This is a genomic window from Microbacterium oleivorans (assembly GCF_013389665.1).
GTDB lineage: Bacteria > Actinomycetota > Actinomycetes > Actinomycetales > Microbacteriaceae > Microbacterium > Microbacterium oleivorans_C.
Map to the genome: position 1 here is coordinate 722,727 of NZ_CP058316.1, position 23,104 is coordinate 745,830.

Annotated in this window: 21 protein-coding genes; 9 read left to right on the plus strand and 12 right to left on the minus strand. The window is 71.6% G+C overall.

Annotated features, from left to right (window positions below):
• Positions 1-7: 7 nt before the first annotated feature.
• Complete coding sequence (locus tag HW566_RS03575; RefSeq protein ID WP_178010481.1) at positions 8-826, plus strand: class I SAM-dependent methyltransferase; 819 nt, start codon at positions 8-10, stop codon at positions 824-826.
• A 25-nt stretch (positions 827-851) separates the two neighbouring features.
• Here HW566_RS03575 and HW566_RS03580 read toward each other — a convergent pair whose 3' ends face one another.
• From HW566_RS03580 to HW566_RS03600, 5 genes are all read right to left on the minus strand, one after another.
• A complete protein-coding gene (locus HW566_RS03580; RefSeq protein WP_256728849.1) occupies positions 852-1,535 on the minus strand; it encodes a HEAT repeat domain-containing protein in 684 nt (227 codons plus the stop codon).
• Between the two features lie 78 nt (positions 1,536-1,613).
• Positions 1,614-2,636 carry an FUSC family protein gene (locus tag HW566_RS03585; RefSeq protein ID WP_256728850.1) on the minus strand — a complete coding sequence of 341 codons (1,023 nt, stop codon included), beginning with the start codon at positions 2,634-2,636 and terminating at the stop codon, positions 1,614-1,616.
• A 97-nt stretch (positions 2,637-2,733) separates the two neighbouring features.
• Positions 2,734-3,825 carry a CAF17-like 4Fe-4S cluster assembly/insertion protein YgfZ gene (gene ygfZ / locus HW566_RS03590; protein ID WP_178010487.1) on the minus strand — a complete coding sequence of 364 codons (1,092 nt, stop codon included), beginning with the start codon at positions 3,823-3,825 and terminating at the stop codon, positions 2,734-2,736.
• The gene (locus tag HW566_RS03595) at positions 3,822-4,430 is read right to left on the minus strand and encodes an FABP family protein (protein WP_178010489.1); all 609 of its coding nucleotides are present in this window, start codon (positions 4,428-4,430) and stop codon (positions 3,822-3,824) included. The genes ygfZ and HW566_RS03595 overlap by 4 nt, the downstream gene beginning before the upstream one ends.
• A 145-nt stretch (positions 4,431-4,575) precedes the next feature.
• Complete coding sequence (locus tag HW566_RS03600; protein WP_178010491.1) at positions 4,576-4,866, minus strand: hypothetical protein; 291 nt, start codon at positions 4,864-4,866, stop codon at positions 4,576-4,578.
• Positions 4,867-4,975: 109 nt separating this feature from the next.
• Here HW566_RS03600 and HW566_RS03605 point away from each other — a divergent pair, with 109 nt between their 5' ends.
• The 4 genes from HW566_RS03605 to HW566_RS03620 are packed head-to-tail and all read left to right on the plus strand — an operon-like array spanning position 4,976 to position 9,387.
• Positions 4,976-5,674 (plus strand): winged helix-turn-helix transcriptional regulator, encoded by a 699-nt coding sequence (locus tag HW566_RS03605; protein ID WP_178010493.1) that lies wholly within the window; start codon positions 4,976-4,978, stop codon positions 5,672-5,674.
• Between the two features lie 49 nt (positions 5,675-5,723).
• Positions 5,724-7,892 carry an RNA degradosome polyphosphate kinase gene (locus tag HW566_RS03610; RefSeq protein ID WP_178010494.1) on the plus strand — a complete coding sequence of 723 codons (2,169 nt, stop codon included), beginning with the start codon at positions 5,724-5,726 and terminating at the stop codon, positions 7,890-7,892.
• Complete coding sequence (locus HW566_RS03615; protein WP_178010496.1) at positions 7,889-8,827, plus strand: NUDIX hydrolase; 939 nt, start codon at positions 7,889-7,891, stop codon at positions 8,825-8,827. Before HW566_RS03610 ends, HW566_RS03615 begins: the two co-directional genes overlap by 4 nt.
• Positions 8,827-9,387 (plus strand): chemotaxis protein CheY, encoded by a 561-nt coding sequence (locus HW566_RS03620; RefSeq protein WP_178010498.1) that lies wholly within the window; start codon positions 8,827-8,829, stop codon positions 9,385-9,387. The genes HW566_RS03615 and HW566_RS03620 overlap by 1 nt, the downstream gene beginning before the upstream one ends.
• Here the strand turns inward: HW566_RS03620 and HW566_RS03625 are convergent.
• The 3 genes from HW566_RS03625 to HW566_RS03635 are packed head-to-tail and all read right to left on the minus strand — an operon-like array spanning position 9,338 to position 15,230.
• The gene (locus HW566_RS03625; RefSeq protein WP_178010500.1) at positions 9,338-10,639 is read right to left on the minus strand and encodes a M1 family metallopeptidase; all 1,302 of its coding nucleotides are present in this window, start codon (positions 10,637-10,639) and stop codon (positions 9,338-9,340) included. The two genes, HW566_RS03620 and HW566_RS03625, sit on opposite strands and share 50 nt — an antisense overlap.
• A complete protein-coding gene (locus HW566_RS03630) occupies positions 10,636-14,580 on the minus strand; it encodes a Pls/PosA family non-ribosomal peptide synthetase (RefSeq protein WP_178010502.1) in 3,945 nt (1,314 codons plus the stop codon). Before HW566_RS03630 ends, HW566_RS03625 begins: the two co-directional genes overlap by 4 nt.
• A gap of 2 nt (positions 14,581-14,582) precedes the next feature.
• A complete protein-coding gene (locus HW566_RS03635; protein ID WP_256728851.1) occupies positions 14,583-15,230 on the minus strand; it encodes a Rho termination factor N-terminal domain-containing protein in 648 nt (215 codons plus the stop codon).
• Between the two features lie 182 nt (positions 15,231-15,412).
• Here HW566_RS03635 and HW566_RS03640 point away from each other — a divergent pair, with 182 nt between their 5' ends.
• The 4 genes from HW566_RS03640 to pstB all read left to right on the plus strand — a co-directional run bounded on the left by HW566_RS03640 (position 15,413) and on the right by pstB (position 19,491).
• Positions 15,413-16,525 carry a phosphate ABC transporter substrate-binding protein PstS gene (locus HW566_RS03640; protein ID WP_178010505.1) on the plus strand — a complete coding sequence of 371 codons (1,113 nt, stop codon included), beginning with the start codon at positions 15,413-15,415 and terminating at the stop codon, positions 16,523-16,525.
• 76 nt (positions 16,526-16,601) lie between these two features.
• Positions 16,602-17,570, plus strand: a complete 969-nt coding sequence (gene pstC / locus HW566_RS03645) for a phosphate ABC transporter permease subunit PstC (RefSeq protein WP_178010507.1) — start codon at positions 16,602-16,604, stop codon at positions 17,568-17,570.
• Positions 17,570-18,676 carry a phosphate ABC transporter permease PstA gene (gene pstA / locus HW566_RS03650; RefSeq protein ID WP_178010509.1) on the plus strand — a complete coding sequence of 369 codons (1,107 nt, stop codon included), beginning with the start codon at positions 17,570-17,572 and terminating at the stop codon, positions 18,674-18,676. The genes pstC and pstA overlap by 1 nt, the downstream gene beginning before the upstream one ends.
• Positions 18,677-18,711: 35 nt before the next feature.
• On the plus strand, positions 18,712-19,491 hold the full coding sequence (gene pstB, locus HW566_RS03655; protein ID WP_178010511.1) for a phosphate ABC transporter ATP-binding protein PstB: 780 nt from the start codon (positions 18,712-18,714) through the stop codon (positions 19,489-19,491).
• Positions 19,492-19,611: 120 nt separating this feature from the next.
• Here pstB and HW566_RS03660 read toward each other — a convergent pair whose 3' ends face one another.
• The 4 genes from HW566_RS03660 to sigK all read right to left on the minus strand — a co-directional run bounded on the left by HW566_RS03660 (position 19,612) and on the right by sigK (position 23,077).
• On the minus strand, positions 19,612-20,496 hold the full coding sequence (locus tag HW566_RS03660; RefSeq protein ID WP_178010512.1) for an aminodeoxychorismate lyase: 885 nt from the start codon (positions 20,494-20,496) through the stop codon (positions 19,612-19,614).
• Positions 20,497-20,705: 209 nt separating this feature from the next.
• A complete protein-coding gene (locus tag HW566_RS03665) occupies positions 20,706-21,344 on the minus strand; it encodes a DNA-directed RNA polymerase subunit beta (RefSeq protein WP_178010514.1) in 639 nt (212 codons plus the stop codon).
• A 273-nt stretch (positions 21,345-21,617) separates the two neighbouring features.
• Positions 21,618-22,481, minus strand: coding sequence for an anti-sigma factor (locus HW566_RS03670; protein WP_178010516.1), 864 nt, complete (start codon positions 22,479-22,481; stop codon positions 21,618-21,620).
• Positions 22,478-23,077 (minus strand): ECF RNA polymerase sigma factor SigK, encoded by a 600-nt coding sequence (gene sigK, locus HW566_RS03675; RefSeq protein WP_178010518.1) that lies wholly within the window; start codon positions 23,075-23,077, stop codon positions 22,478-22,480. The genes HW566_RS03670 and sigK overlap by 4 nt, the downstream gene beginning before the upstream one ends.
• Positions 23,078-23,104 lie beyond the last annotated feature (27 nt).

Genomic DNA, 23,104 nt, shown 5'->3' on the forward strand with positions numbered 1-23,104 from the left:
TGGGGACATGGCCCCGGGACATATTGGGCAGGCGACGCGTGGCACCACGAACACGAACCGGCTGCGGCGCGTCGATCGCTGGATCGCGCGGCATCCGGTGCTGCGCCGATGCGCCGACCCGCTGGTCGTCGATCTCGGCTACGGCGCGAGCGGTGTCACCGCGTTGGAGCTCGAGGCGCGACTGCGCCGATCGCGATCCGACGTCGACGTGCTCGGACTCGAGATCGACCCCGCGCGCGTGGCCCGGGCCCGCGAGCAGCTCGCCGCGGTGCGGGCCGGAAAGAGCGTGTTCTCCCCCGACGCCCGCGTCTCGTTCGACCGGGGCGGCTTCGAGGTGCCCATCGCCGGCGACCGGCGGCCGGCCGTGATCCGCGCGTTCAACGTGCTCCGTCAGTACGACGAGGACGACGTCGCCGCGGCCTGGACCCGGATGGCCGGCCGCCTCGCCCCGGACGGGATGCTCGTCGAGGGGACGTGCGACGAGATCGGGCGGGTCAGCACCTGGATCGAGGTGGGACCGGATGCCGTCCCCCGCACGCTCACCCTGTCGTTGCGCCTCGCCGGACTCGACTCGCCCGCGGTGGCCGCCGAACGTCTGCCCAAGGCCCTCATCCACCGCAACGTGCCCGGCGAGGGCGTGCACGATCTGCTCGCCGACCTCGAGCGCGAGTGGGTGCGAGCGGCACCCGCATCGAGCTTCGGCCCCGTGCAGCGCTGGCGCGCAGCACTGGAGTCGCTGAGCAGCCGCGGCCTCGACCTCGGGCCCCGGTCGCGCTGGCGTCTCGGTGAGCTGACGGTGCCCTGGGCGCGGGTCGCGCCGAACTGATCGAGCGCGTTCGCGCCCGGACCTGTCAGGTCTGCAGCGGGTCGCCCCATCCCGCCGCGTCGCGGCGCGCGGCGGCGCGTCGGGCGACCGCGACGGCCGCCTCGAAGTCGTCCTCGGGGTGGGCGATGAGGTGATCGGTCGCGAGCGCGTGCACGCGGACGTCCCAGTCGGGCGACGCGGCGGCGTCATCGACCACGGCCTGCCCGGCCGGCCCCAGGGCGACGAAGGCCCGGCTGAGGCTTTGGCGGACATCGTCGGCTTCGTCGCCGAAGTGACGCGCGAGCTCGCCGGCGAGGGCGGGCTTGGCCTCGTCCGGCGCGAGCCCCGCGGCGGCCCGCCACGCCGTCTTGGCCACCTCGGGATCGGCGTCGTGGATGAGCGCGCTCGTGATCTCCGGCCAGGCGCGGGGGTCGCCCAGCTTCGACAGGGTGTGAAGCGCCTGACGCCGCGCCTGCGGTGTCGTCGAGCGCAGCTCGGGTAGCACCAGCGCGAGCGTCGTGTCGCGGTCCTGGCGGGTCAAGGCCCATGTCAGGGTCTCGCGCACGGTGAAGTCGGGCTCGTGCGCGCACTGCTCGACGAGCACGGGCACGTACTCGCGGCGCGGATAGGTGCCCGCGGCCATCGCGCTCCGCACGCGCTCCGAACCGTCCGGCGTCCGCAGCGCCGTGCGGAGCCGGTCGGCGGGGCTGGCATTCGTCGCTTCCGTCACCGTCTCGCACCTCTCGCGTGTCGCCTCACTCCGATCAGCGTCGCACATCGGCGCGCACCCCCGGCCCGTCCGCGCCTGTCAGATGCGCGGCATGACGGCACGGGCCTCGGCGGGCGGCATCCCGGCGGCTGTCAGCAGATCGACCACGAGCGGGCGGAGCGCGGTGATGACGTTCTGATCGCCGAGCGACGACCCCGGAGCCAGGGTCGTGGGATCGAGCCGCACGGCGACGGCGCGCAGTGCCTCCAGGGCCACCGGCTCGAGCGCGATGTCGTCGATCGAACGCCCGAGCATCTCGGCCGCCCGCGCGATCTGCGCCAGCAGATCCGCAGCGAGGGGCCGGGGCTGCCGGTCATCGAGCGCGTAGACGACCCGGCGCGCGATGACCCGGAGGTTGCGAGTCGCCAGATCGAGCGCGGCGTGCATGCGGTCCTGCCGTTGCAGCTCTTCGCGCTGACGACGCAGGAACGGCGAGATGCGGGCGACGGCGAGACCGGAATCGAGCGAGGTGTGCCAGTCGTCGACGAGGGGCTGGAGCGCCCGAGCCTTCTCGAGGCCCCGGTCGGCCCGCACCCGGTCACCGCGGCGCATCGCCTGGACGACGGTCGCGGCGGCACCGTCGAAGGCCTCGAAGAGCGCGTGCCCGGCGCGCGAGACCTCGCGCAGCGGACGCCGCGGCAGCAGTGCCGTCGCCAGGAGGGCCGCCACCGCACCGACGACACCGTCGACGAGACGGACGAAGGGCATGCTGCCGGGGATCGCGATGACGATGACCGACTGGATGGCGGCGGAGATCGCGAAGCCCGGTTGCGCCGACAGGAGCCGGGCGGTCAGCAGGGTCGCGAGCAGGGCGAGCGCGAGCTGCCAGGTGCCCGAGCCGACGACCACCACGATGAGCTCCGACACCAGCACGCCGACGAGCATGCCGACGACCGTCTCGAGCACCCGCCGCGGGCGGGCGTCGCGGACGAGGCCCAGGCTCGAGATGGTGACGGTCGCCGCCAGCAGCGGCGCCGCGTGCCCGAGGACGAGGTGCGCGAAAGCGTAGGCGATCGACGCGGCCACGACGATCTGCACCACCGCGGGCGCGGATTCGCGCATCCGGACGAGCCCGCGCCTCGGGCGCACGCGCGCCCGCCATCCCGTGGCGATCGGCGCGGTGACGGCCGGCGGCTCGTCCGGTCGCTCGGGCGCCACGTCAGGTGCGGCGGCTCAGCCGGGGCAGCCGCGGCGGTGCGGCCGTACGTCCGGCATCGGGCGGGACGACGAGCTCCTGCACCGCGGCGATCGCCTCGCCGTCCGCGTCGACGGTGAGTGCCGCATCGACGGGCACGGCGCGCTTGACGATCGCGAGCGCGATGGGGCCCTGCTCGAAGTGCCGGGCCGCCGACGTGACGCGGCCGACCTCCTCGCCCTCGCGGCGCACGATGGCTCCCGCCTCCGGGAGCACCGCGTCGCTGCCGTCGAGCTGCAGCGCGACCAGGCGACGAGGCGGGTGCCCGAGGTTGTGGACCTTGGCCACGGTCTCCTGCCCGCGGTAGCAGCCCTTCGACAGGTGCACGGCCGTCCGCAGCCAGTCGACCTCGTGCGGCAGCGTCATACCGTCGGCCTCGGTCGCGGGGCGGGGGCGCCAGGCGGCGATGCGGAGCGCATCTGCCGCAAGGCGGCCGGCGAGCGCTCGCGACCCGGCTCGGGCATCGTCGGCGAGACGCGTCAGCTCGGGGCGGAGCACGACCGCCTCGGCCCAGTCGCGTGCGGCGGCGGGGTGCCCCTCGGATGCGGCGTAGCCCCACCCGCCGCCCGACACCTCGGGCCACGGGTCGTGCCAGGTGGCGACGGCACTGACGCCGGCGACCGCCGATCGTGTGCCTCCGACCACGGCGGTGTCGTCGGCCCGGTCGGCGATCTCCACACGCAGGCGGAACCGCATGCGCTGGAGCCACGTCGCGAGAGCCTCCGCGCGCACCGCGTCGGTGATCAGCCAGGTCGTCTCGCCGTCATCGACGACGGATGCCGCGTGCTCGACGCGTCCCTGGGGGTCGAGCACCAGCAGCTCCGTGCTCTCGCCTGGCAGCAGCCGGGCCACCGCCTGCGAGGTGAGGGAGTCGAGCCAGCTCAGTCGGTCGGGGCCGCTGACGCTTACGACCGAGCGGTCGCCCAGCGGCGCGATGGCGTCGCCGCGCTCGAGAAGCTGCTGCTCGCGCATCGGCGTGCCCAGGTGCACGAGCCCGGAGTCGTCGCAGACAGCGCCCGCGACCGCCGCGAAGACGTCGCCGTCGCCGCCCGTCATTCGGCCCGCGCCAGCCGTGCCGAGGCGTGCGAGGCGAGCTCGCCGCCCAACGCCGCGATGTCCCACGCCCAGAGGAGGTGGCCGTCGACGAGTCCGTACATGCGGGTCGCCGCGGTGTATTCCCTGGCGCCGGCGGAACGGACGACCGCATCGGTCGCGATGTCGATGCGCGGACCGCGAACCTGGCCGAGGTAGAGCTCGCTGACGCCGTCGGAGTGGACGAGCGACACCTCGATGTCGAAGCCGCCGTCGGCGTTGCGCAGCGTCTCCACGTCGTCTGCGGTGCGCTCCTGCGCGACCGGTGCGGGCGCGGGCAGCAGCCCCGGCCCGGCGTCGCTGTCGATCGCCGGACGCGCGAGGCTCCAGAAGCCGGTCTCGGACACGAGTGCGTGCCCGCGGGCTCCCCCGTCGTCGAGCAGCCAGGCGGAGGCGGAGTAGTTCAGGTGGTCGCCGCCGTCGTGGCTGAAGCTGAGGCGGTGAGCGAACTCGCCGGTGACGTGACCCGCGGCGGTCTCGTAATCGATGACGCCCGAGCCCTCCCAGACACCGATGAGCCACGAGAGCGGTACGAGGTCCGCCGGAAGATCGGTGGGCAGCTCGAGCACGAGGTCAGCGCTGGCCGCGGTAGAGGTTCTTCACGACGACGCCCGAGACGAAGAAGATCGCGAGCGAGGCGAGTCCGAGCAGTCCCACGAAGAAGAGTTCGAGCGCGAGGAGATCCATGTCACCACTCTACGCCCGAGCGGGCCGTCACGCGTTGATGAGGGCCGACAGTCCGAATCCGACGCCGATGAAGCCCATCACCAGCAGGGCACCGAGCACACTCGCCGCCACCCGCTCGATGAAGCCGCGCGAGCGGCCGAGCGCCAGCTGCACCCCGAAGGCGGCGATGACGCAACCTCCGAGGGCCACGGGCATCCATACCGCTCGCGTCTCGACAGGCGCGAACGCCCCGACGAGCACGGCGGCCACGGCGGCCACGACCCAGACGGCGACGACGCCGCCGACGGTGCGCGGCGGGGCGAGATCCGGTGCTGTCACCCGACCATTGTGTCCCAGCGCCGCCCGGAGTGCGACGTCGGCGCACGGCGGGCGGGGAGCGAGCGCCTAAGATGAGGTCACGTCCCGGCCGCTCCCGGAGGAATCCCCGTTGGCACAGCTTCTCGTCCTGAGTTCCACGCACGGCGGTGGTCTCGCGCTCCCCGCGCTCGAGCTCCTGAGCCACCGCGTGCGACAGATCCCCGCCGAGCCCGCGCAGCTCGTCAACGCGCCCAGCGCCGATGTCATCTTCATCGACGCGCGCAACGACCTCGTCGGCGCCAAATCGCTGTGCAAGATCCTCGGCACCACGGGCATCGACGCGCCCCTCGTCCTGATCGTCACCGAGGGTGGACTGACCGCCGTGTCGACCGACTGGGGAATCGACGACGTCATCCTCGCCGCAGCCGGTCCCGCCGAGGTGGATGCGCGCATCCGGTTGGCGATCGGGCGTGTGAGCAAGGAGCAGGTGTCGAGCCGCATCCAGACCTCCGGCATCACCATCGACGAGTCGTCGTACTCGGCCAAGGTCCACGGCAAGCCGCTCGATCTGACCTACAAGGAGTTCCAGCTGCTGCACTTCTTCGCGACGCACCCCTCGCGGGTGTTCACGCGCGAGCAGCTGCTGAGCGAGGTCTGGGGCTACGACTACTTCGGCGGCACCCGCACGGTCGATGTGCACGTGCGCCGCCTGCGCGCGAAGCTCGGTGATCTCGAACAGCTCATCGGCACGGTCCGCAACGTCGGCTACCGCTTCAACGTGTACGAGGAGGACCAGCTTCCGGCTCCTCGCGAGACGGCGGCGAACTGACTCTCCCCGTGTTCACCGGCAGGACACGCGGGACTGCCATGATGAGGGGATGATCGACACCGAGGCTCTGGACTCCGGTCTGGGAGACGCCGACGACGACGATTTCGACCCCGCGGTCGAGGACGTCGACGCACAGCTGCCCGACCACCGCTACACCGACCGCGAGATCAGCTGGCTGGCGTTCAATCAGCGCGTGCTCGAGCTCGCCGAGGACCCGACGCTGCCCGTCCTGGAGCGGGCGAACTTCCTCGCGATCTTCGCCAGCAACCTCGACGAGTTCTTCATGGTGCGCGTGGCCGGCCTCAAGCGCCGCATCATCACCGGCCTCGCGATCCCGACCAACGTCGGCCGTGCTCCGCAGGAGGTGCTCGCCGACATCTCGGCGGAGGCGCACGCCCTGCAGCTGCGCCACGCCGGCGTGTGGGGCGAGACGATCCAGCCCGCCCTCGCGGCGGCGGGCATCGAGATCGTCACGTGGGACGATCTCGACGAGTCCGAGCGCGGCCGGCTCTACGACTACTTCCAGGCCCAGGTCTTCCCGGTGCTGATGCCCCTGGCCGTCGACCCCGCGCACCCCTTCCCCTACATCTCGGGGCTGTCGCTCAATCTCGCCATCCGCATCCGCAACGCCAAGACGGGCCGCCAGGAGTTCGCGCGCCTGAAGGTGCCGCCCATGCTCCCCCGGTTCGTCGAGCTCAACACCGGCAGCGCGGTGAAGCGCTACCTGCCGCTCGAGCACCTCATCGCCAACAACCTCGAAGACCTCTTCCCGGGGATGGAGATCCTCGAGCACCACACCTTCCGCCTCACGCGCAACGAGGACGTCGTGATCGAGGAGGACGAGACCGAGAACCTCATCCAGGCGCTCGAAGCCGAGCTGCTGCGACGCCGGTTCGGCCCGCCGATCCGGCTCGAGGTCACCGAGGACATGGACGACGTCACCCTCGACCTGCTCCTCGGCGAGCTCGACATCACCGACCAGGAAGTCTACCGTCTGCCGGGCCTGCTCGACCTGCGCGGGCTGTTCGACCTCTCCCGCATCGACCGGCCGGAGCTGCGCTACAAGCCGCACGTGCCGACCACCGCCACCGCCTTCCAGCCCGCCGAACAGAACGGCCGCACCGACTTCTTCTCGGCCATCCGCGCCGGCGACGTGCTGGTGCACCACCCGTACGAGTCGTTCACCACGAGCGTGGTCGCCTTCCTCGAGCAGGCCGCCCGCGACCCCCACGTGCTGGCCATCAAGCAGACCCTCTACCGCACGTCCGGCGACAGCCCCATCGTGCAGGCCCTCATCGACGCGGCCGAGCGGGGCAAACAGGTCCTCGCGCTGGTCGAGGTGAAGGCGCGCTTCGACGAGGCGGCCAACATCGTCTGGGCTCGCAAGCTCGAGAAGGCCGGCGTTCACGTGGTCTACGGGCTGGTCGGGCTGAAGACCCACTGCAAGCTGCTGCACGTGATCCGCGAGGAGGACGGCAAGCTCCGCAGCTACAGCCACATCGGCACCGGGAACTACAACCCCAAGACCAGCCGGCTGTACGAGGACTTCGGCCTGTTCACCAGCGACGAGCAGGTCGGACGCGACCTCACCCGCCTGTTCAACGAGCTCAGCGGCTACGCCATCGAGAAGAAGTTCAAGCGTCTGCTCGTGGCCCCCCTCCACCTGCGCAAGGGGCTGCTGCGCCACATCGACGCCGAGCGTCGCAACGCCCTCGACGGCAAGCCGGCGCACATCCGCATCAAGGTCAACTCCATGGTCGATGAGCAGATCATCGACGCGCTGTACCGCGCGAGCCAGGCGGGCGTGCGCGTGGACGTGTGGGTGCGCGGCATCTGCTCGCTGCGCACCGACCTGCCGGGCGTCACCGACAACATCACCGTGCGCTCGATCCTGGGCCGCTACCTCGAGCACTCCCGTATCTTCACGTTCCACAACGACGCCGACCCCCTGGCCTTCATCGGCAGCGCCGACATGATGCACCGCAACCTCGACCGTCGCGTCGAGGCTCTCGTGCGGGTCGTCGCGCCGGCGCACGTCAAGGAGCTCACCACCCTGTTCGACCTCGCGATGAGCGACTCGACCAGCTCGTGGCACCTCGGCGACGACGGCGTATGGACCCGGCACGCGTTCGACGACGAGGGCAGACCGCTCGCCGATCTGCAGGACCGCACCATGGCGCACGTGCAGCGACGCCGTCGGGCCCGGGCGGTGCGATGACCGACACCGCGGTGTACGCCGCCGGCGGGGTCGTCTGGCGGTGGGTCGACGGCAAGGTCAAGGTGCTGCTGATCCACCGCACCAAGTACCGCGATCTGACACTGCCCAAGGGGAAGGTCGAGCCCGGCGAGATGCTCGCCGAGACCGCGGTGCGCGAGATCCGCGAGGAGACCGGCATCGCCGTGCGCCTGGGCCCCCCGGTCGGGGTGTCGAAGTACCGCATGCCCAGCAAGAAGCAGAAGATCGTGCACTACTGGGCGGCCGAGGCGACCAATCTCGCCATCCGCATGTCGACGTTCGTCCCGAACAAGGAGATCGCCGCCCTGGAGTGGATGGGGCTGAAGAAGGCTCGCAAGAGCCTCAGCTACCCGGTCGACATCGAGATCCTCGACGAGTTCGTGCGTCTGGTCGACGAGCACGCCATCGACACCTTCCCCCTGATCGCACTGCGGCACGCCAAAGCCCTCTCGCGCGAGGACTGGGACGGCGAGGATGCGGCGCGGCCCCTGTCGTCGCGCGGCAAGAAGCAGGCCCACGCGATCGTCGGGCCTCTCATCGCCTTCGGTGCGCGCCGCATCGTCTCGTCCGACGCGCAGCGGTGCCTGCGGACGGTCGCCCCGCTGTCGGGGGCGATCAGCAAGCGCATCGATCGTTCCCGCGCCCTGTCGCAGGACGCCTGGGAGCAGGGCGAGGCCGACGTCCGCGCCGTCGTCGGCGAACGCGTCCGTGCGCGCAAGGCCGTCGTGCTGTGCAGCCACGGGCCGGTGCTGCCCGACCTGCTCAGCGAGATGGCCCTCGCGACGGGCACGCTGCGCGGCTCGTACCTGGGAAGCGCCTCGGCTCTCGAGACCGGCGCCTTCTCTGTCGTGCACCTCCCGCGTACGAATCCGGGTGCGGGCATCGTGGCGATCGAGACGCACATGCCCAAGGTCTGATGACCGGGGTCGCGGGCCTCCGATGGGCGATCGTCGATCAGGGCCGCGAGCGCCGCGAGACCGCTGACGGGCTCCTCGTCGGCCTCCTCCGCGAGCTGGGTGTCGCGTTCCCGCGCCTGACGCGCGGCTGCCCGTACTGCGGTGGCCCGCACGGCCCGGTACGGGCGCTCGACGGCCCGGCGCCGGCGCCGTTCAGCGTGGCCGTCGCCTACGCCGACGGATGGGCCGTCGTGGCCGCGTCCGCGCGCGGTCCCTTCGCGATCGACGCGGAGCCGCGACGGATGGACGCGGCGGCGCTTCACCGCATCCGCACCACGCTGGGCGACGCGCGAGCGGATGCGGCTACCTGGACCCGCGTGGAGGCCGCGGTGAAGGCCGACGGGCGGGGTCTTCGCATCGACCCGGCCGAGGTTCGCCTCTCCGAGGTCGCGGGCGGGTGGGCGGCGCGCATCCCCGGACGCCCGGACCCGTTGTTCGTGAGCGAGGCCGCGGGGCCGCCGGGGATCGTCGTCAGCCTCGCGGCAGCGCCGGGAGCGGCATCCGATCGATCCACGTGCTGAGCAGGGATGCCGCGTCCGGTCCTGCCCGCTCGACGACGAGCGCACGGAAGTCGTCGGTCGTGACCAGCGCGTGCCGGTACTGCCCGGTCCAGGCGCGCACGAGCTCGAAGAACGCGGGGTCGCCCAGGGCGACCCGCAGGGCGTGCAGCGTCAGCGCGCCGCGCTTGTAGACGCGGTCGTCGAACATGAGGTCCGGCCCCGGATCGCTCAGCAGCAGATCCTGAGCCGCGGCGCTCAGCCGGTCGTGGTGCTCGGCCGCGCACCGGGCCGCCGTCGGACCGCCCGACCGCTCCGACCAGAGCCACTCGGCGTAGCAGGCGAAGCCTTCGTTCAACCAGATGTCGCGCCACGCGGCGAGGCCCACGCTGTTGCCGAACCACTGATGGGCAAGCTCGTGGGCGATGAGGCGCTGCTCGTCGGGCAGCAGGTGGTTGACGCCGAACACCGCCAGCCCCTGCGCCTCGAGGGGGATCTCGAGCTCGTCGGCGGTGACCACCAGGGCGCACGACTCCTGCGGGTACGGCCCGAACAGCCCGTCGAACAGCTCGAGCATCGCGGGGACGTCGGCGAAGGCGCGCTGTGCCGCGAGGCGCTGCTCGACCGGCGTCGCGAGGCGCACCGGCACGACGGCGGGCACGAGGTGCTCGGTGTAGCGACCGATGTGCACGGCGGCCAGGTACGTCGCCACCGGCACCGTGGACGTGAACCGCCAGGTGCGCATTCCGCCCGCCCGTTCGACGCCCTCGGCGACGCCGGTCGCCACGACCGCGTAATCGGCGTCGGTCGTCACCGACAGCCGCATCGGGGCACGCGCGTCGGGGCGATCGTTGCACGGGAACCAGGTCGGTGCGCCCGTGGGCTGCCCCGCGACCAGCGCCCCGTCGGTGAGCTCCTCCCACCCGATCGCGCCCCACCGGGAGCGCCGGGGCGCCGGGGCTCCCGCGTAGGCGACGCGGACCGTGAAGGGGTCGCCGGCGAGGATCTCGTCGGGCAGTCCGATGCGCAGCCGGCGGGGGCCCTGCCGCACCGCCCTCACCCGCACCCCGTCGACATCGACGCGCTCGGCACGCAGGCCCACGAGGTCGAGGTGCACGGCGGTGAGGTCCTCGAGCGCCACGGCCGAGATGGTCGCGACGCCCGACAGCCGGTTGGTCCGCACCCGGTAGGTGAGGTCGAGGTCGTACGACTCGACGTCGAACGACGCGTCGCCCGACTGCGGCGCGTACCCGTCGGTGCCGGCAGCGACGGTCACGATGTCGACTGGTAGGCGCGGACCGTCACCGCACGCCACGGGCCGATGGGGTTTCCGCTCCAGCGGGAGCCGATCGGCACGGTCTCGCCACGCATGACCAGGGATGCCGGACCGACGGTCGCGTGCGCGCCGATCGTGGCCGCGGGCAGGATCACGCTGTGCGGCCCGAGCGTCGCGCCGGGTTCGAGGCGAACGGCATCCATGCTCATGATTCGATCATGGAAGAGGTGGGTCTGCACGACGCACCCCCGGTTCACGGTCGATCCGTCGCCGAGCTCGACCAGGTCCGGTTCGGGCAGCCAGTAGCTTTCGCACCAGACTCCGCGGCCGATACGGGCGCCGAGGGCGCGCAACCAGACGGCCAGGGCCGGCGTGCCGGTGGCGGCGCGCGCGAACCAGGGTGCCGCGACCATCTCGGTGAAGGTGTCCGACACCTCGGTGCGCCAGACGAACGACGACCACAGCGGCTGCTCGCCGGCGCGGATCGGGCCGACGATCACCCACTTCGCCGCGACGGTGATGCCTGCGGCGACGGCGCCGGCGGCGAGCATCACGATCCCCGACGACAGGAGGGCGACGAGGGGGCCGGCCCACGCCGTGAGGGCCGCGAGCGCGAACAGCACCAGCAGACCGACCGCACAGGCCACCAGCACCGGCACGACCCGCCCGAGTTCCCACAGCGCGCGGGCCACGCGCAGGCGGGCGGGCGGGCGGTAGGTGCGGCTCTCGTCGGCGTCGGAGGCGAGGCGGCGGAGTCGCACGGCAGGAGACCCGAGCCAGGATGTTCCGGCCTTGGCCTTCGACGGCGCCGACGAGAGCACCGCCACCAGGCCGTCGCGGGGCACCCGGTGCCCCGGTGCGGCCATGCCGGAGTTGCCGAGGAAGGCGCGGCGACCGATCCGGACGGGCCCGATGCGCAACCAGCCTCCGTGCAGCTCGTAGGACGCGACCATCGTGTCGTCGGCGAGGAACGCACCGTCCTCGATGCGCGTCATCGTCGGGATCAGCAGCACCGTCGACGCCTCGACGTCGCGCCCGACCCGGGCGCCCAGCACCCGGAGCCACACCGGGGTCGCCAGGCTCGAGTAGAGGGGGAAGAGCAGGGTGCGGGCCGAGTCGAGCAGCCGCTCGGTGGCCCAGGCCTGCCAGCCGATGCGGCTGCGGACGGGATGCGTGCCCTCGACGAGGCCGATCGCCAGCAGACGCACCAGCAGCACGACCGACGAGGCGAACACGAGGCCGGTCACGATCGTCGCCGGCGCGAGCCAGAGGAAGGCTCCCCCGAGTGCCTCGGCGAGCGTCGACGCGCCGCGGACGCCCCGCGCGAGCACCAGACCACCCACCGTGAACGAGGCGAGCGGCAGCAGTGCGAGCACGATCGCGCCGAGCGCGTACGCGAGCAGCCAGCGGCGCGGCGCGGGTGCCCGATCGGCGGGCCATCCCTCGGCCGCTCCGCCGACCCGCACGGCCGGCGAGCCCGCCCACGTCTGGTCGGCGCGCACGCGACCGAACACGGCGGACCCGGGCGCGATCTGGGCGCGTCGGCCGATCTTGGTGCCGGGGGCGAGGGTGCTGCGCGCACCGACGCTCGCCTCGGCGCCGATACGGATGCCGCCGATGCGCACGACGTCGCCGTCGATCCAGTAACCGCTGAGGTCGACCTCGGGCTCGATCGCCGCGCCTTCGCCGATCTCGAGCATGCCCGTGACGGGCGGAAGACTGTGCAGGTCGACGCCACGACCGATCTTCGCGCCGAGCGCTCGCGCGTAGTAGCCGACCCAGGGTGCCCCGGCGAGGCCGACCGCGTCGATCTGGTCGGCGACCTGTTCGGCGAGCCACAGGCGCAGGTGCACGGCGCCGCCGCGCGGATAGTCGCCGGGTCGGATGCCGGCCAGCAGGGCGCGGGCCGCGACCACGGCGATCGCCATCCGGCCGAACGGCGTCGCGAAGACGACGAGGCCGGCCACGAGCAGCGGCAGCGGCACCGCCGGCAGCACGTCGAAGCCCGGCATCGTCCGCAGGATCGCCGACGCGGTCAACAGGTAGAGCAACCAGCGCACCCCCGAGAGGATGAACAGCGGGATGCCGACGAGCGTCTGCAGCCACTGCGTGCGCCGCGGTGTGGGCTCGGGCCGGTGGTAGGTCGCCGCCGCATCGCCCGCGGGCAACGGGCCGAGCGCCCGAGCCATCGTGCCGAGCCGGGGGACGTCGTAGATGTCGGCGACCGAGAACTCCGGCACCCGCGCGCGGATGAGCGAGACCAGTTGCGCGGCTGCGAGCGAGCCGCCGCCGAGGTCGAAGAAGTCGGCTTTGGGCCCGGGCACCGGCATCCCGAGCACCGCCTGCCACTGCTCGGCCAGCCACGCCTCGGCCGGCGTGAGGTCGACGTTCGGGCTGTCGAGGTTCGGAAGGGGCCACGGCAGCGCAGCCCGGTCGACCTTGCCGCTGGTGCGCACCGGCAGGTCGTCGACCACGGCGAGGAGCGGGATCATCGGCGCGGGCAGGCGCTCGGCGAGCGCGGCACGGGCGGCGGGGCGGTCGAAGTCGGGCGGGGCCGCGAGGTATCCGACGAGGATCGGCACGCCGGCGTCGGTCGTGCGCACCGCCGCCGCTGCGCCGGAGACGCCCGGCAGCTCCTGGAGCGCTGCCTCCACCTCGCCGAGCTCGATGCGTCGACCGCCCACCTTGACCTGGTCGTCGGCGCGCCCCTGGAACAGCAGCCCGGCCGTCTCGTAGCGGACGAGATCTCCGGAGCGATAGGCGCGATCCCAGCCGAGCGAAGGCATGGGCGCGTATTTCTCGGCGTCCTTGGCGGGGTCGAGGTAGCGGGCGAGCCCGACGCCGCCGATGATGAGCTCGCCGACGTCGCCCTCGGCCACGGGAGAGCCGTCCGCGTCGACGACGGCGAGCGCCCATCCGTCGAGCGGCAGACCGATCCGCACGGGCCCCTCGCCCGTCAACGGCGCGGCGCACGCCACCACGGTCGCCTCGGTGGGCCCGTAGGTGTTCCACACCTCGCGGTCGTCCGAGGCCAGGCGCGCGGCGAGTTCGGGCGGGCAGGCCTCGCCGCCGAAGATCAGCAGGCGGACGTTCTCGATGAGGGCAGCCGGCCACATCGCGGCGAGCGTCGGCACGGTGGACACGACGGTGATGCCCTGGCGCAGCAGCCACGGCGCGAGGTCCTCGCCCGAGCGAACGAGCGAGCGCGGCGCGGGCACCAGACAGGCGCCGTGCCGCCAGGCGAGCCACATCTCCTCGCACGACGCGTCGAAGGCCACCGACAGCCCCGCCAGCACCCGGTCGCCGGGGCCCAGTGGTGCGTCGGCGACGAACAGCCGCGCCTCGGCGTCGACGAATGCGGCGGCCGAACGGTGCGACACCGCCACGCCCTTGGGGACCCCCGTCGAACCCGAGGTGAAGATCACCCAGGCATCGTCGTCAGGCGTCGGCTGCGGCACGGTGACGAGCGCGTGCGTCGACGGGTGGGGCGCCTCACCGGCGAACAGCGCGCCCGCGGCATCCGCGGAGTCGTCGCCGTCGACGACCGCCGAGGGGACGAACTCCCCCGTACCGCCCACGATGCCCCGCACCCCGGCCTCGCCGAAGACGAGCCGTGCCCGCTCGTCGGGGTCGTCGACGTCGACGGGCACGTAGGCGGCTCCGGCGGCCAGGATGCCGAGGATCGACAGGTAGAGCTCCTTCGACCCCGAAGGCAGACGGACGCCCACCCGGTCGCCGCGGCGCACACCGCTCGCGTGCAGGCGAGCGGCGATGCGGCCGATGCGGGCCATCAGCTCGCGATAGCTCAGCGCCCCCGAACCGTCGTCGAGGGCCGAGGCCTCGGGATGGCGCGCGGTCGTCTCGCGCAGGATGTCGAGCAGGGTCCGCGGGGGCGGGGTCTGGTCGCGTCGGTCGAGGACGCGCTGCACCGGCTGCGGCACCGTCAGGAGAGTCGCTGGATGAGCTGGGCCTTCGGCAGGCGGGAGTATCCGCTCAGGCCGGCCTCGCGGGCGCGTGCCCGCAGCTGCACGACCGTGAGGGTGTCGAGCGGAACGGCTGCGGTGTCGACGTCGCCGCCCCTGGCCTCGCCGGCGGGCGCTGCCTCGGGACGGGGGTCGACCTCGTCGGCACCGGGGGCGCCGAGTGCGGCCGCGAGCTCGTCGTCCGCCTCGCGGGACGCGCGTTCCGCACGCGCGGCGGCCTTCTCGGCTCGCGCGGCGACCTGGCGACGAGCCTTCGCCTCGGCCTTCCTGGCGGCCGCCTCGTCATCGGCACGGCGCGCCTCGATCTGCGCCTGCTCGGCCTCGGCCCGCAGACGCGCCTTCTCCGCGGCCCGCCGAACGGCCTTCGCCACCGCCTTCTCGAGCTGCTCGGCGGCGGCGCGAGCGCGCTTGGCGACCTTCTTCGGCGACGTGCGCACCGCCTTCTTCGACACCGACGACGCCTCGCGAGCCTCATCGATCGGGCCGTCGAGGGGGCGGGCGATCTTCTTGGGGAGCTTCTTGCGGGTCTTCTTCGCGCTCTTGGCCGCGGCGGCGGCGTGCTCGACGGCTTCACGCGCGGCACGCTCGAGCTGGGGAGTCTTCGACATGGCGCTCACCGTAGTGCCTGCAGGTGAACGATTCGCGTGGGCCGGGCGCACGATCGGCCCCGGCCGCACGCAGGTCGTTCACCTGCTGTTCACCCCGACAGCGCACTCTCGTAAGGGACGGTCTCTACGGTCTCCACGTGCCCTGCACCAGGGGCAGTCCCTTATCCCGAAGGAATCACAGCGTGAAGCTTTCCCGTTTCGCCCAGATCGGCGCTCTCGGCGCCGTCGCCGCTCTCGCACTCACCGCGTGCACCCCCGCCAACGAGCCCGCTCCGGACGGCGACGCCTCGGGTGACGCCTCGAGCCTCTCGGGCACGGTCAACGCGACCGGCGCCTCGTCGCAGGGTGCCGCGCAGCAGGCGTGGACCGCGGAGTTCCAGAACACCAACGGCGGCGTGACGATCAACTACCAGCCGACCGGTTCGGGCACCGGCCGCGAGAACTTCATCGCCGGCTCGAGCGAGTTCATCGGCTCCGACCGCGCGTTCAACGAGGAGGAGCTGGCCGCCGGCGAGTTCGGCAGTTGCGTCACCCCCGACATCGTCGAGATCCCGGCGTACATCTCGCCGGTCGCCGTCGTCTTCAACCTGCCGGGCGTCGAGACCCTGAACCTGACCCCCGACCTGATCGCGCAGATCTTCGACGAGAAGATCGCCACGTGGAACGACCCGGCCATCGCCGCGCTGAACCCCGACGCCGAGCTCCCCGCCACCAACATCACGCCCGTCTACCGCGGCGACGCGTCGGGCACCACCGGCACCTTCACCGAGTACCTCGCTTCGGTCGCCCCCGAGGCGTGGCCCTACGAGGACGGCGACGAGTGGCCGGTCTCGACCACGCGCTCCGAGTCCGCTCAGCAGACCTCGGGTGTCGAGTCGGCCGTCGGTGCCGGCGAAGGCACGATCGGCTACATCGACGCATCGCGCGCCGGCGACTTCGGCTCCGTGGCCGTCGGTGTCGGCGAGGAGTTCGTCCCGTTCTCGGCTGAGGCCGCCGCCGAGCTCGTCGCATCGTCGCCGCTCGCCGAGGGCCGCGGCGAGGGCGACCTGGTCTTCGAGGTCGACCCGGCCGCCGCTCCGGCCGGCGCCTACCCGATCGCGCTCGTGAGCTACCTGATCGCGTGCGAGCAGTACGAGGACGAGTCCACCGCCGACATCGTTCGCTCGTACTTCGAGTACGTCGCCAGCGAGGAGGGCCAGAACGCCGCCGCCGAGGCTGCAGGGTCGGCTCCCCTGTCGGCCGACCTGCGCTCGCAGGTCGCCGACGCCGTCGCCCTGATCGGCACCGCTCAGTAAGTCACCCAGCGAGCCGGGTGGTGCCTCTTCGGGCGCCACCCGGCTTCGCGCGGAGATACGAAACCCAGAGGAGAAGATGACCACCTCAGCTCCACCGGCTGCCGAGACCTCGGCGCCGGCCACGACGAAGGCGAAGAAGCGTCCCGGTGACGTCGCCTTCTCCGGTACCGCGTTGGGCGCCGGTATCGTCATCCTGGCGGTTCTCGCGGCCGTCACCTTCTTCCTCATCGCGCAGAGCATCCCCGCTCTGACAGCCGATCCGGAGGGCACCCAGTTCCTCAACGGGACGCCCTTCCTGCAGTACGTGTGGCCGTTCGTGTTCGGCACGATCTGGGCGTCGTTCATGGCGCTGCTCGTCGCCGCACCGCTGAGCATCGGCGTCGCGCTCTTCATCTCGCACTACGCACCGCGTCGCCTCGCCACGGTCATCGGCTACGTCGTCGATCTGCTCGCCGCGATCCCCTCCGTGGTCTACGGCCTCTGGGGCGCCCTCGTCTTCTCGCGCATCCTGCAGCCGTTCTACGTCGAGCTCAACGAGCGAGGCGGGTGGATCGTGGTGTTCTCGGGGCAGCCCTCCCCCACCGGTCGCACGATCCTCACGGCATCCCTCGTGCTCGCCGTGATGATCCTGCCGATCATGACCGCGATCTGCCGCGAGGTCTTCCTGCAGACGCCGAAGCTGCACGAGGAAGCCGCTCTCGCCCTCGGTGCGACGCGCTGGGAGATGATCCGCATGGCCGTCTTCCCGTTCGGGCGCGGCGGCATGGTCTCGGCCGCGATGCTCGCCCTCGGTCGCGCGCTCGGCGAGACGATGGCCGTGACCATGGTGCTCTCGGCCACCGGCATCGTCAGCTTCCAGGTGCTCACCTCGAGCAACCCCACCCCGATCCCCGCCAACATCGCGCTGAACTTCGGTGAGGCCTACGGCACCGGAACGAACGTGCTCATCGCGACCGGTCTGATCCTGTTCATCGTGACCTTCGCGGTCAACGCCATCGCCCGGTGGATCGTCAACCGCCGCGCAGAGTTCTCGGGAGCGAACTGATGACCACCACCGACGTTCGCCCGCCCCGCTCCTCCGACTCCACCGGCTCGGGCCGTTCCTCGCTCACCGCCGGCCGACTGCCGGTGTGGATGCCCTGGGCGCTGCTCGGTGTCAGCGCGCTGATCGCCGTCGTGCTCTTCACCGTGCTGAACCTCGGCAACGAGCTCGCGGATTTCAACATCGCCGGCGCGACCGCCGTCGCGGCCGTCGTCTTCGCCATCGGCCTGGTGACGCTCTCGGCGATCGTGGAGTCGCGGCGGCATGCCGTCAACCGCCTCGCGACCGTCGTGGTCAGCATCGCGTTCCTGATCGTGCTGCTCCCCCTCGTCTCGCTGCTGTGGACGGTCGTGGTCAACGGCCTCGCCCGTTTCGACGCCACCTTCTTCTCCTGGACGATGCGCAGCGTCGTCGGCGAGGGCGGCGGGGCGCTGCACGCCATCTGGGGCACCCTGCTGATCACCGGTGTCGCAGCGCTCATCTCGGTGCCGATCGGCCTGATGACCTCGATCTACCTCGTCGAGTACGGGCGCGGCCGGCTCGCGAAGGCCATCACGTTCTTCGTCGACGTGATGACCGGCATCCCCTCGATCGTGGCGGGTCTGTTCATCGTGGCGCTCGTGGCCCTGCTGCTCGGACCGGGCAACAACACCGGCCTGATGGGCGCGCTCGCCCTGTCGGTGCTGATGATCCCGGTCGTCGTGCGCTCGAGCGAGGAGATGCTGCGGCTCGTCCCGAACGAGCTGCGCGAAGCCTCGTACGCCCTCGGCGTGCCCAAGTGGCTGACGATCCTCAAGGTCGTGCTCCCCACGTCGATCGCCGGCATCACCACGGGCATCATGCTCTCGGTGTCGCGCGTCATCGGCGAGACCGCCCCGCTGCTGCTGACCGCCGGGTTCACGAACTCGCTGAACATGGATCTCACCTCGCAGCCGATGATGACGCTGCCGGTGTTCGTGTTCGATCAGTTCCAGAACCCGGGCACCAACATCGAGGCGGCCATGCAGCGCGCCTGGGCCGGTGCCCTCACCCTCATCATCATCGTCATGGTGCTCAACCTCGTCGCGCGCTTCGTCGCGAAGAGGTTCGCCCCCAAGTTCGGTCGCTGACCCGGCAACCCGAAGCCAGTTAGAGGAAACAACCCGTGTCAAAGAGCATCGAAGTCAACGACCTCAACGTCTACTACAGCGACTTCCTGGCCGTCGAAGGCGTCTCCCTCCACATCGAGCCGCGCAGCGTGACGGCCTTCATCGGCCCCTCGGGCTGCGGCAAGTCCACCTTCCTGCGCACCCTCAACCGCATGCACGAGGTCATTCCCGGCGGACGCGTCGAGGGCAGCGTGCTGCTCGACGGCGACGACCTGTACGGCCCCGGCGTCGACCCGGTGCTCGTGCGCCGCCAGATCGGCATGGTCTTCCAGCGGCCCAACCCGTTCCCGACCATGTCCATCCGCGAGAACGTGCTGGCGGGCGTCAAACTGAACAACAAGCGCATCTCGAAGTCCGACGCCGACGCGCTCGTCGAGTCGTCGCTGCGCGGGGCGAACCTGTGGAACGAGGTCAAGGACCGTCTCGAGAAGCCGGGCTCCGGCCTCTCGGGCGGCCAGCAGCAGCGCCTCTGCATCGCCCGCGCGATCGCCGTCTCCCCCGACGTGCTCCTCATGGACGAGCCCTGCTCGGCCCTCGACCCGATCTCGACGTTCGCGATCGAGGAGCTCATCCAGGAGCTCAAGCAGGAGTACACGATCGTGATCGTCACCCACAACATGCAGCAGGCCTCGCGCGTCTCCGACAAGACCGCGTTCTTCAACATCGCCGGCACCGGCAAGCCCGGAAAGCTCATCGAGTACGACGAGACCAAGTCGATCTTCACGACGCCGTCGGTCCAGGCCACCGAGGACTACGTCTCGGGACGCTTCGGATGATCCGTTCCCGCGTGCTCGTCATGCGGGATCAGGTGCACGACACGGCGCGCCGGTGTGAGCTTGCTCCACCGGCGCGCGGTCGTTGCCGCTGCGACGTTTCGGCGTCGATGCGGGGCTGCGTCAGTCGCGCGGTGAGAGCAGGTAGTCGTTGAGGGATGCGGTGAACTCGGGGTCGACGTCGACCGCGACGCCGTCGATCTCACGCACCGGCGCCGCGAGTCGGACACTCGAGACCAACCAGGCCGCATCCGCGCCTCGCAGCTCGTCGACGGGGATGGTCTCGTAGCCGGTCTCGAACCCGCGCGCGGCGAGGTGGTCGAACAGGCTCAACTGGGTCGTCCCATGCAGGATGCCCCCGTTCGGCGCGGGCGTGACGAAGGTGTCTCCTCGCCGCAGGATGAGCGACGCCGTGGGCGCCTCGAGCACGAACCCGTCCGAGCTGAGGAAGACCGCATCGTCGGCATCGCGCCGGTGCGCCTCGCGGAGCGCGGCCATGTTCACGGCATACGAGAGCGTCTTGGCGCCCAGGAGCAGCCACGGGGCACGCGCCGGCGCGTCGATCGCGTACCCGCGGTCGAGGGTCACCACGCGGATGCCGTCACGGCGCACCGCGGTGAAGTCGGCGGCCGACGCCGCGGTCGCCCACGCGGTGGGGGTCGGCCCGTGTTCGACGCCCCGGCTCAGGATGAGCTTGACGACCCCCTCGCCGGGACCGCACTCGGCGGCGGCGATCGCGACCGCCTCGCGCCACTGGTCGATGTGGGGTGCCGGAAGATCGCACAGCTCCGCCGAGTGCGCGAGCCGGTCGAGGTGGGCTTCGACCTCCTGCGGGTGCCCGTCGACGACGCCGATCGACTCGAAGATCCCGTCGCCGCGCTGGGTGCTGAGCTCGCCGACCGTCAGCGCGGGAGCCGCGGGGTCGACCGCCGTGAACGTCGAACGAAGCTCGGAGTTCGTCTCATCGGCGGCGAGAGGGTCGATCATCAGCGCGAAACGCAGGGCCATGGGGCGAGCCTACGACCCCGGGCACGCGGGCTGCGTCGCGGCATCCGATTTGGTGCCCACCGGGAATGCCCACCGCCGGGCCTCCGTTAGACTGTGTATGCCGGGCCGCAGTAACCCCGGGCTCCATCTTCAGCCGCTCCGAGCGGCCACGCGCCGAGAGGCGTTCTGCGGCCCGGCACTTTCTTGTCTCGGCCCTTGCGGGTCGGCTCTCAGGTCAGCGTCTCGCGCCGCCACAGCCCCGCGCACGCGGCGAGGTCGTCGGCGTAGGTGCTGAGGCGCAGTGCGCGTGCCGTCAGCGCGGACGACTGGTGCGGCTCGCTGGCGTCGTGATCGTCGGCGACCGAGGTCGCGCCGGCCGACTGGACCCGGCAGAAAGACGCCGCGCGCTCCAACGCGACCGCGAAGTCTCCGCGGAACACACCGCGCATGATCGTGTCGATGAGGGCGACGAGCTCGTCCGGGCCTGCGGGTGTCGGCGCGCCGGCGATCACCTCGTCGGCCGAGCGCAGCACGACGCGTCCGCGCTCGTACAGCAGAGCCGCGGTGCCGGCGTCGCGGTGGATCATCAGCTGCAGCAGGTACAGCCGCCACAGGGCCCCGGGCAGCGATCTGGCCGGTGACCGCGACCACAGCTCGGCGACCGTGTCGATGCCGTGCTCGGCGGTGAACCCGACGAGACGATCGACCACCGCATCGCTCGGGTCCTCGCGGACGCGCGAGAGCAGCGCGCCGGCTGTGGCGTGCGCGACCCGCGAGACCTCCGCGGGATCCTCACCGGCGAAGTGGCGGTCGAACTCGTCGGCGGGTCGCCGAACGGGCTTGTGATAGTCCCGGGAACCGTCCGTCATCGTTCCAGGCTAGGCGAGCCGCGGGCTCAGCCGGCGAACGCTCGCGCACCGCGAACAGAGCGATCCCGCGCGCGTCCATGCGCGAGCCACGCCGCCGCGGCCCCGCGGGCTGAGCGGATCACGCGAGCCGAGGGCGGATGCCGCGGCTGCGATCCGGCGAATGCCAGATGTCCTCGCCGACCCCGACCCTCCCCGCTCCGCCGCGCCGGTACGACAGAACGGCCGACCCGGAGGAGGGTCGGCCGTTCCGCTGCCGGATAACGGGGTGGGCAGTCAGGCGTTCGTCGGGATGGCGACGATCGGGTCGGTGGTGGGCAGGCCGCTGGGCGACCCGCCGCTCTGCTCGATGGTGAGGGCGATGACGTCCTCTGCGTGCATCTCACCCTCGAGGAGCATCGCGGCCGAGCCGTCGCTCGACTCGAACGCCCCCGCCGGGATCGGAGCCTCGCCGCGGACGAACCATGCCTCGTACGACTGGCTGTCGTCGATCTCGGGCAATCCGTCGGCCACGAGCACGACGCCCTCGACCTCGGGTGACCAGTAGACCGTGGCCTCTCCGCCGTCCGCGAGCTCGGCGGTGTTCGAGTGCGATTCGGATGCCTGCTGAATCTGGGCCAGCACGCTCTCGGCACTCGGTGCCCGCATGTCTGAGGTGAGCGTCCCCACTCCCCAGCCGATGCCGACCAGCAGCGCGATCGAGGCCGTGAGCGCGAACAGGCTCCGTGTCCAGTTCCGGCGCTCCACCGTCTGCAGCTGCTCGGTCGCGGGCGAGCCGACCGAATAGCCGGATGCCGCGGCGCGCGGGTCGTCGTCGTCGAGCTCGTCGTCCGCGTCGGCGGCATCCTGATCGCGGGCCGCATCGGCAGCGGCATCCGTCACGACGGCGGCGTCCGCTGCGGGACTGCTCTGACCTGCGGGAGCGCCGATGCGTGAGAGCAGGTCGGCGCGAAGGTGGGCCGGCGGCGCCACCTCTTCGACGCCTTCCGCGAGGAACGATGCGGTGTCCGCGTCGACCGTGGTGAGCACGGTCCACTCGGGGTGCGCGTCGAGCGCTTCGCGGTAGGCGATCTCGTCTTCCGGCGACAGCGCGCCGAGGGCGTACCCGGCCGAGAGTTCGGCGAATGTCTGTTCGTTCACGATGTCACCCCCATTGCCCCGCGCAGTCGAGACAAACCGTCTCGCATGCGGGTCTTGATCGTTCCGAGCGGCGCCCCCACCAGCGCTGCGATCTCGCTTTGACTGTATCCCCCGTAATAGGCGAGGGTGATGGCCTCTCGTTGCGCCTCGGGTAGAGAGCTGAGAGCCCGAGCGACGCGCCGTCCTTCGATGCGAAGCTCCACTTGCTCGGCGACGCCTTCGGGCTGCGACGCCATCTCACGGTAGCCCGCGCGCACATCCCGATCGCTGCTCGCCTGCGACGACCGGACCCGGTCGACCGCTCGGCGGTGGGCGATCGTGAGGACCCACGACCTTCCTTGCCCCTTCTTCGGAGTGAACGCTGAAGCGGATTGCCACACTTCGAGGAATACCTCCTGCAGCACTTCTTCGCTCTGGGCCCGGTCGACCAGCACCCGCAGGATGAGTCCGAAAGCGCGTGCCGAGAGCGTGTCGTACAGCTGCGTGAAGGCGCTGTGGTCGCCGTCGGCGCAGCGCTGGATCAGCTCCGCGACGTGATCCGTCGGCGGCCCGTCCTCGGGCACGTCCATTCCATCGATGACCATCGTTACCAGCATGCCGCATGCGCGGTCTGGTTCCCGGAT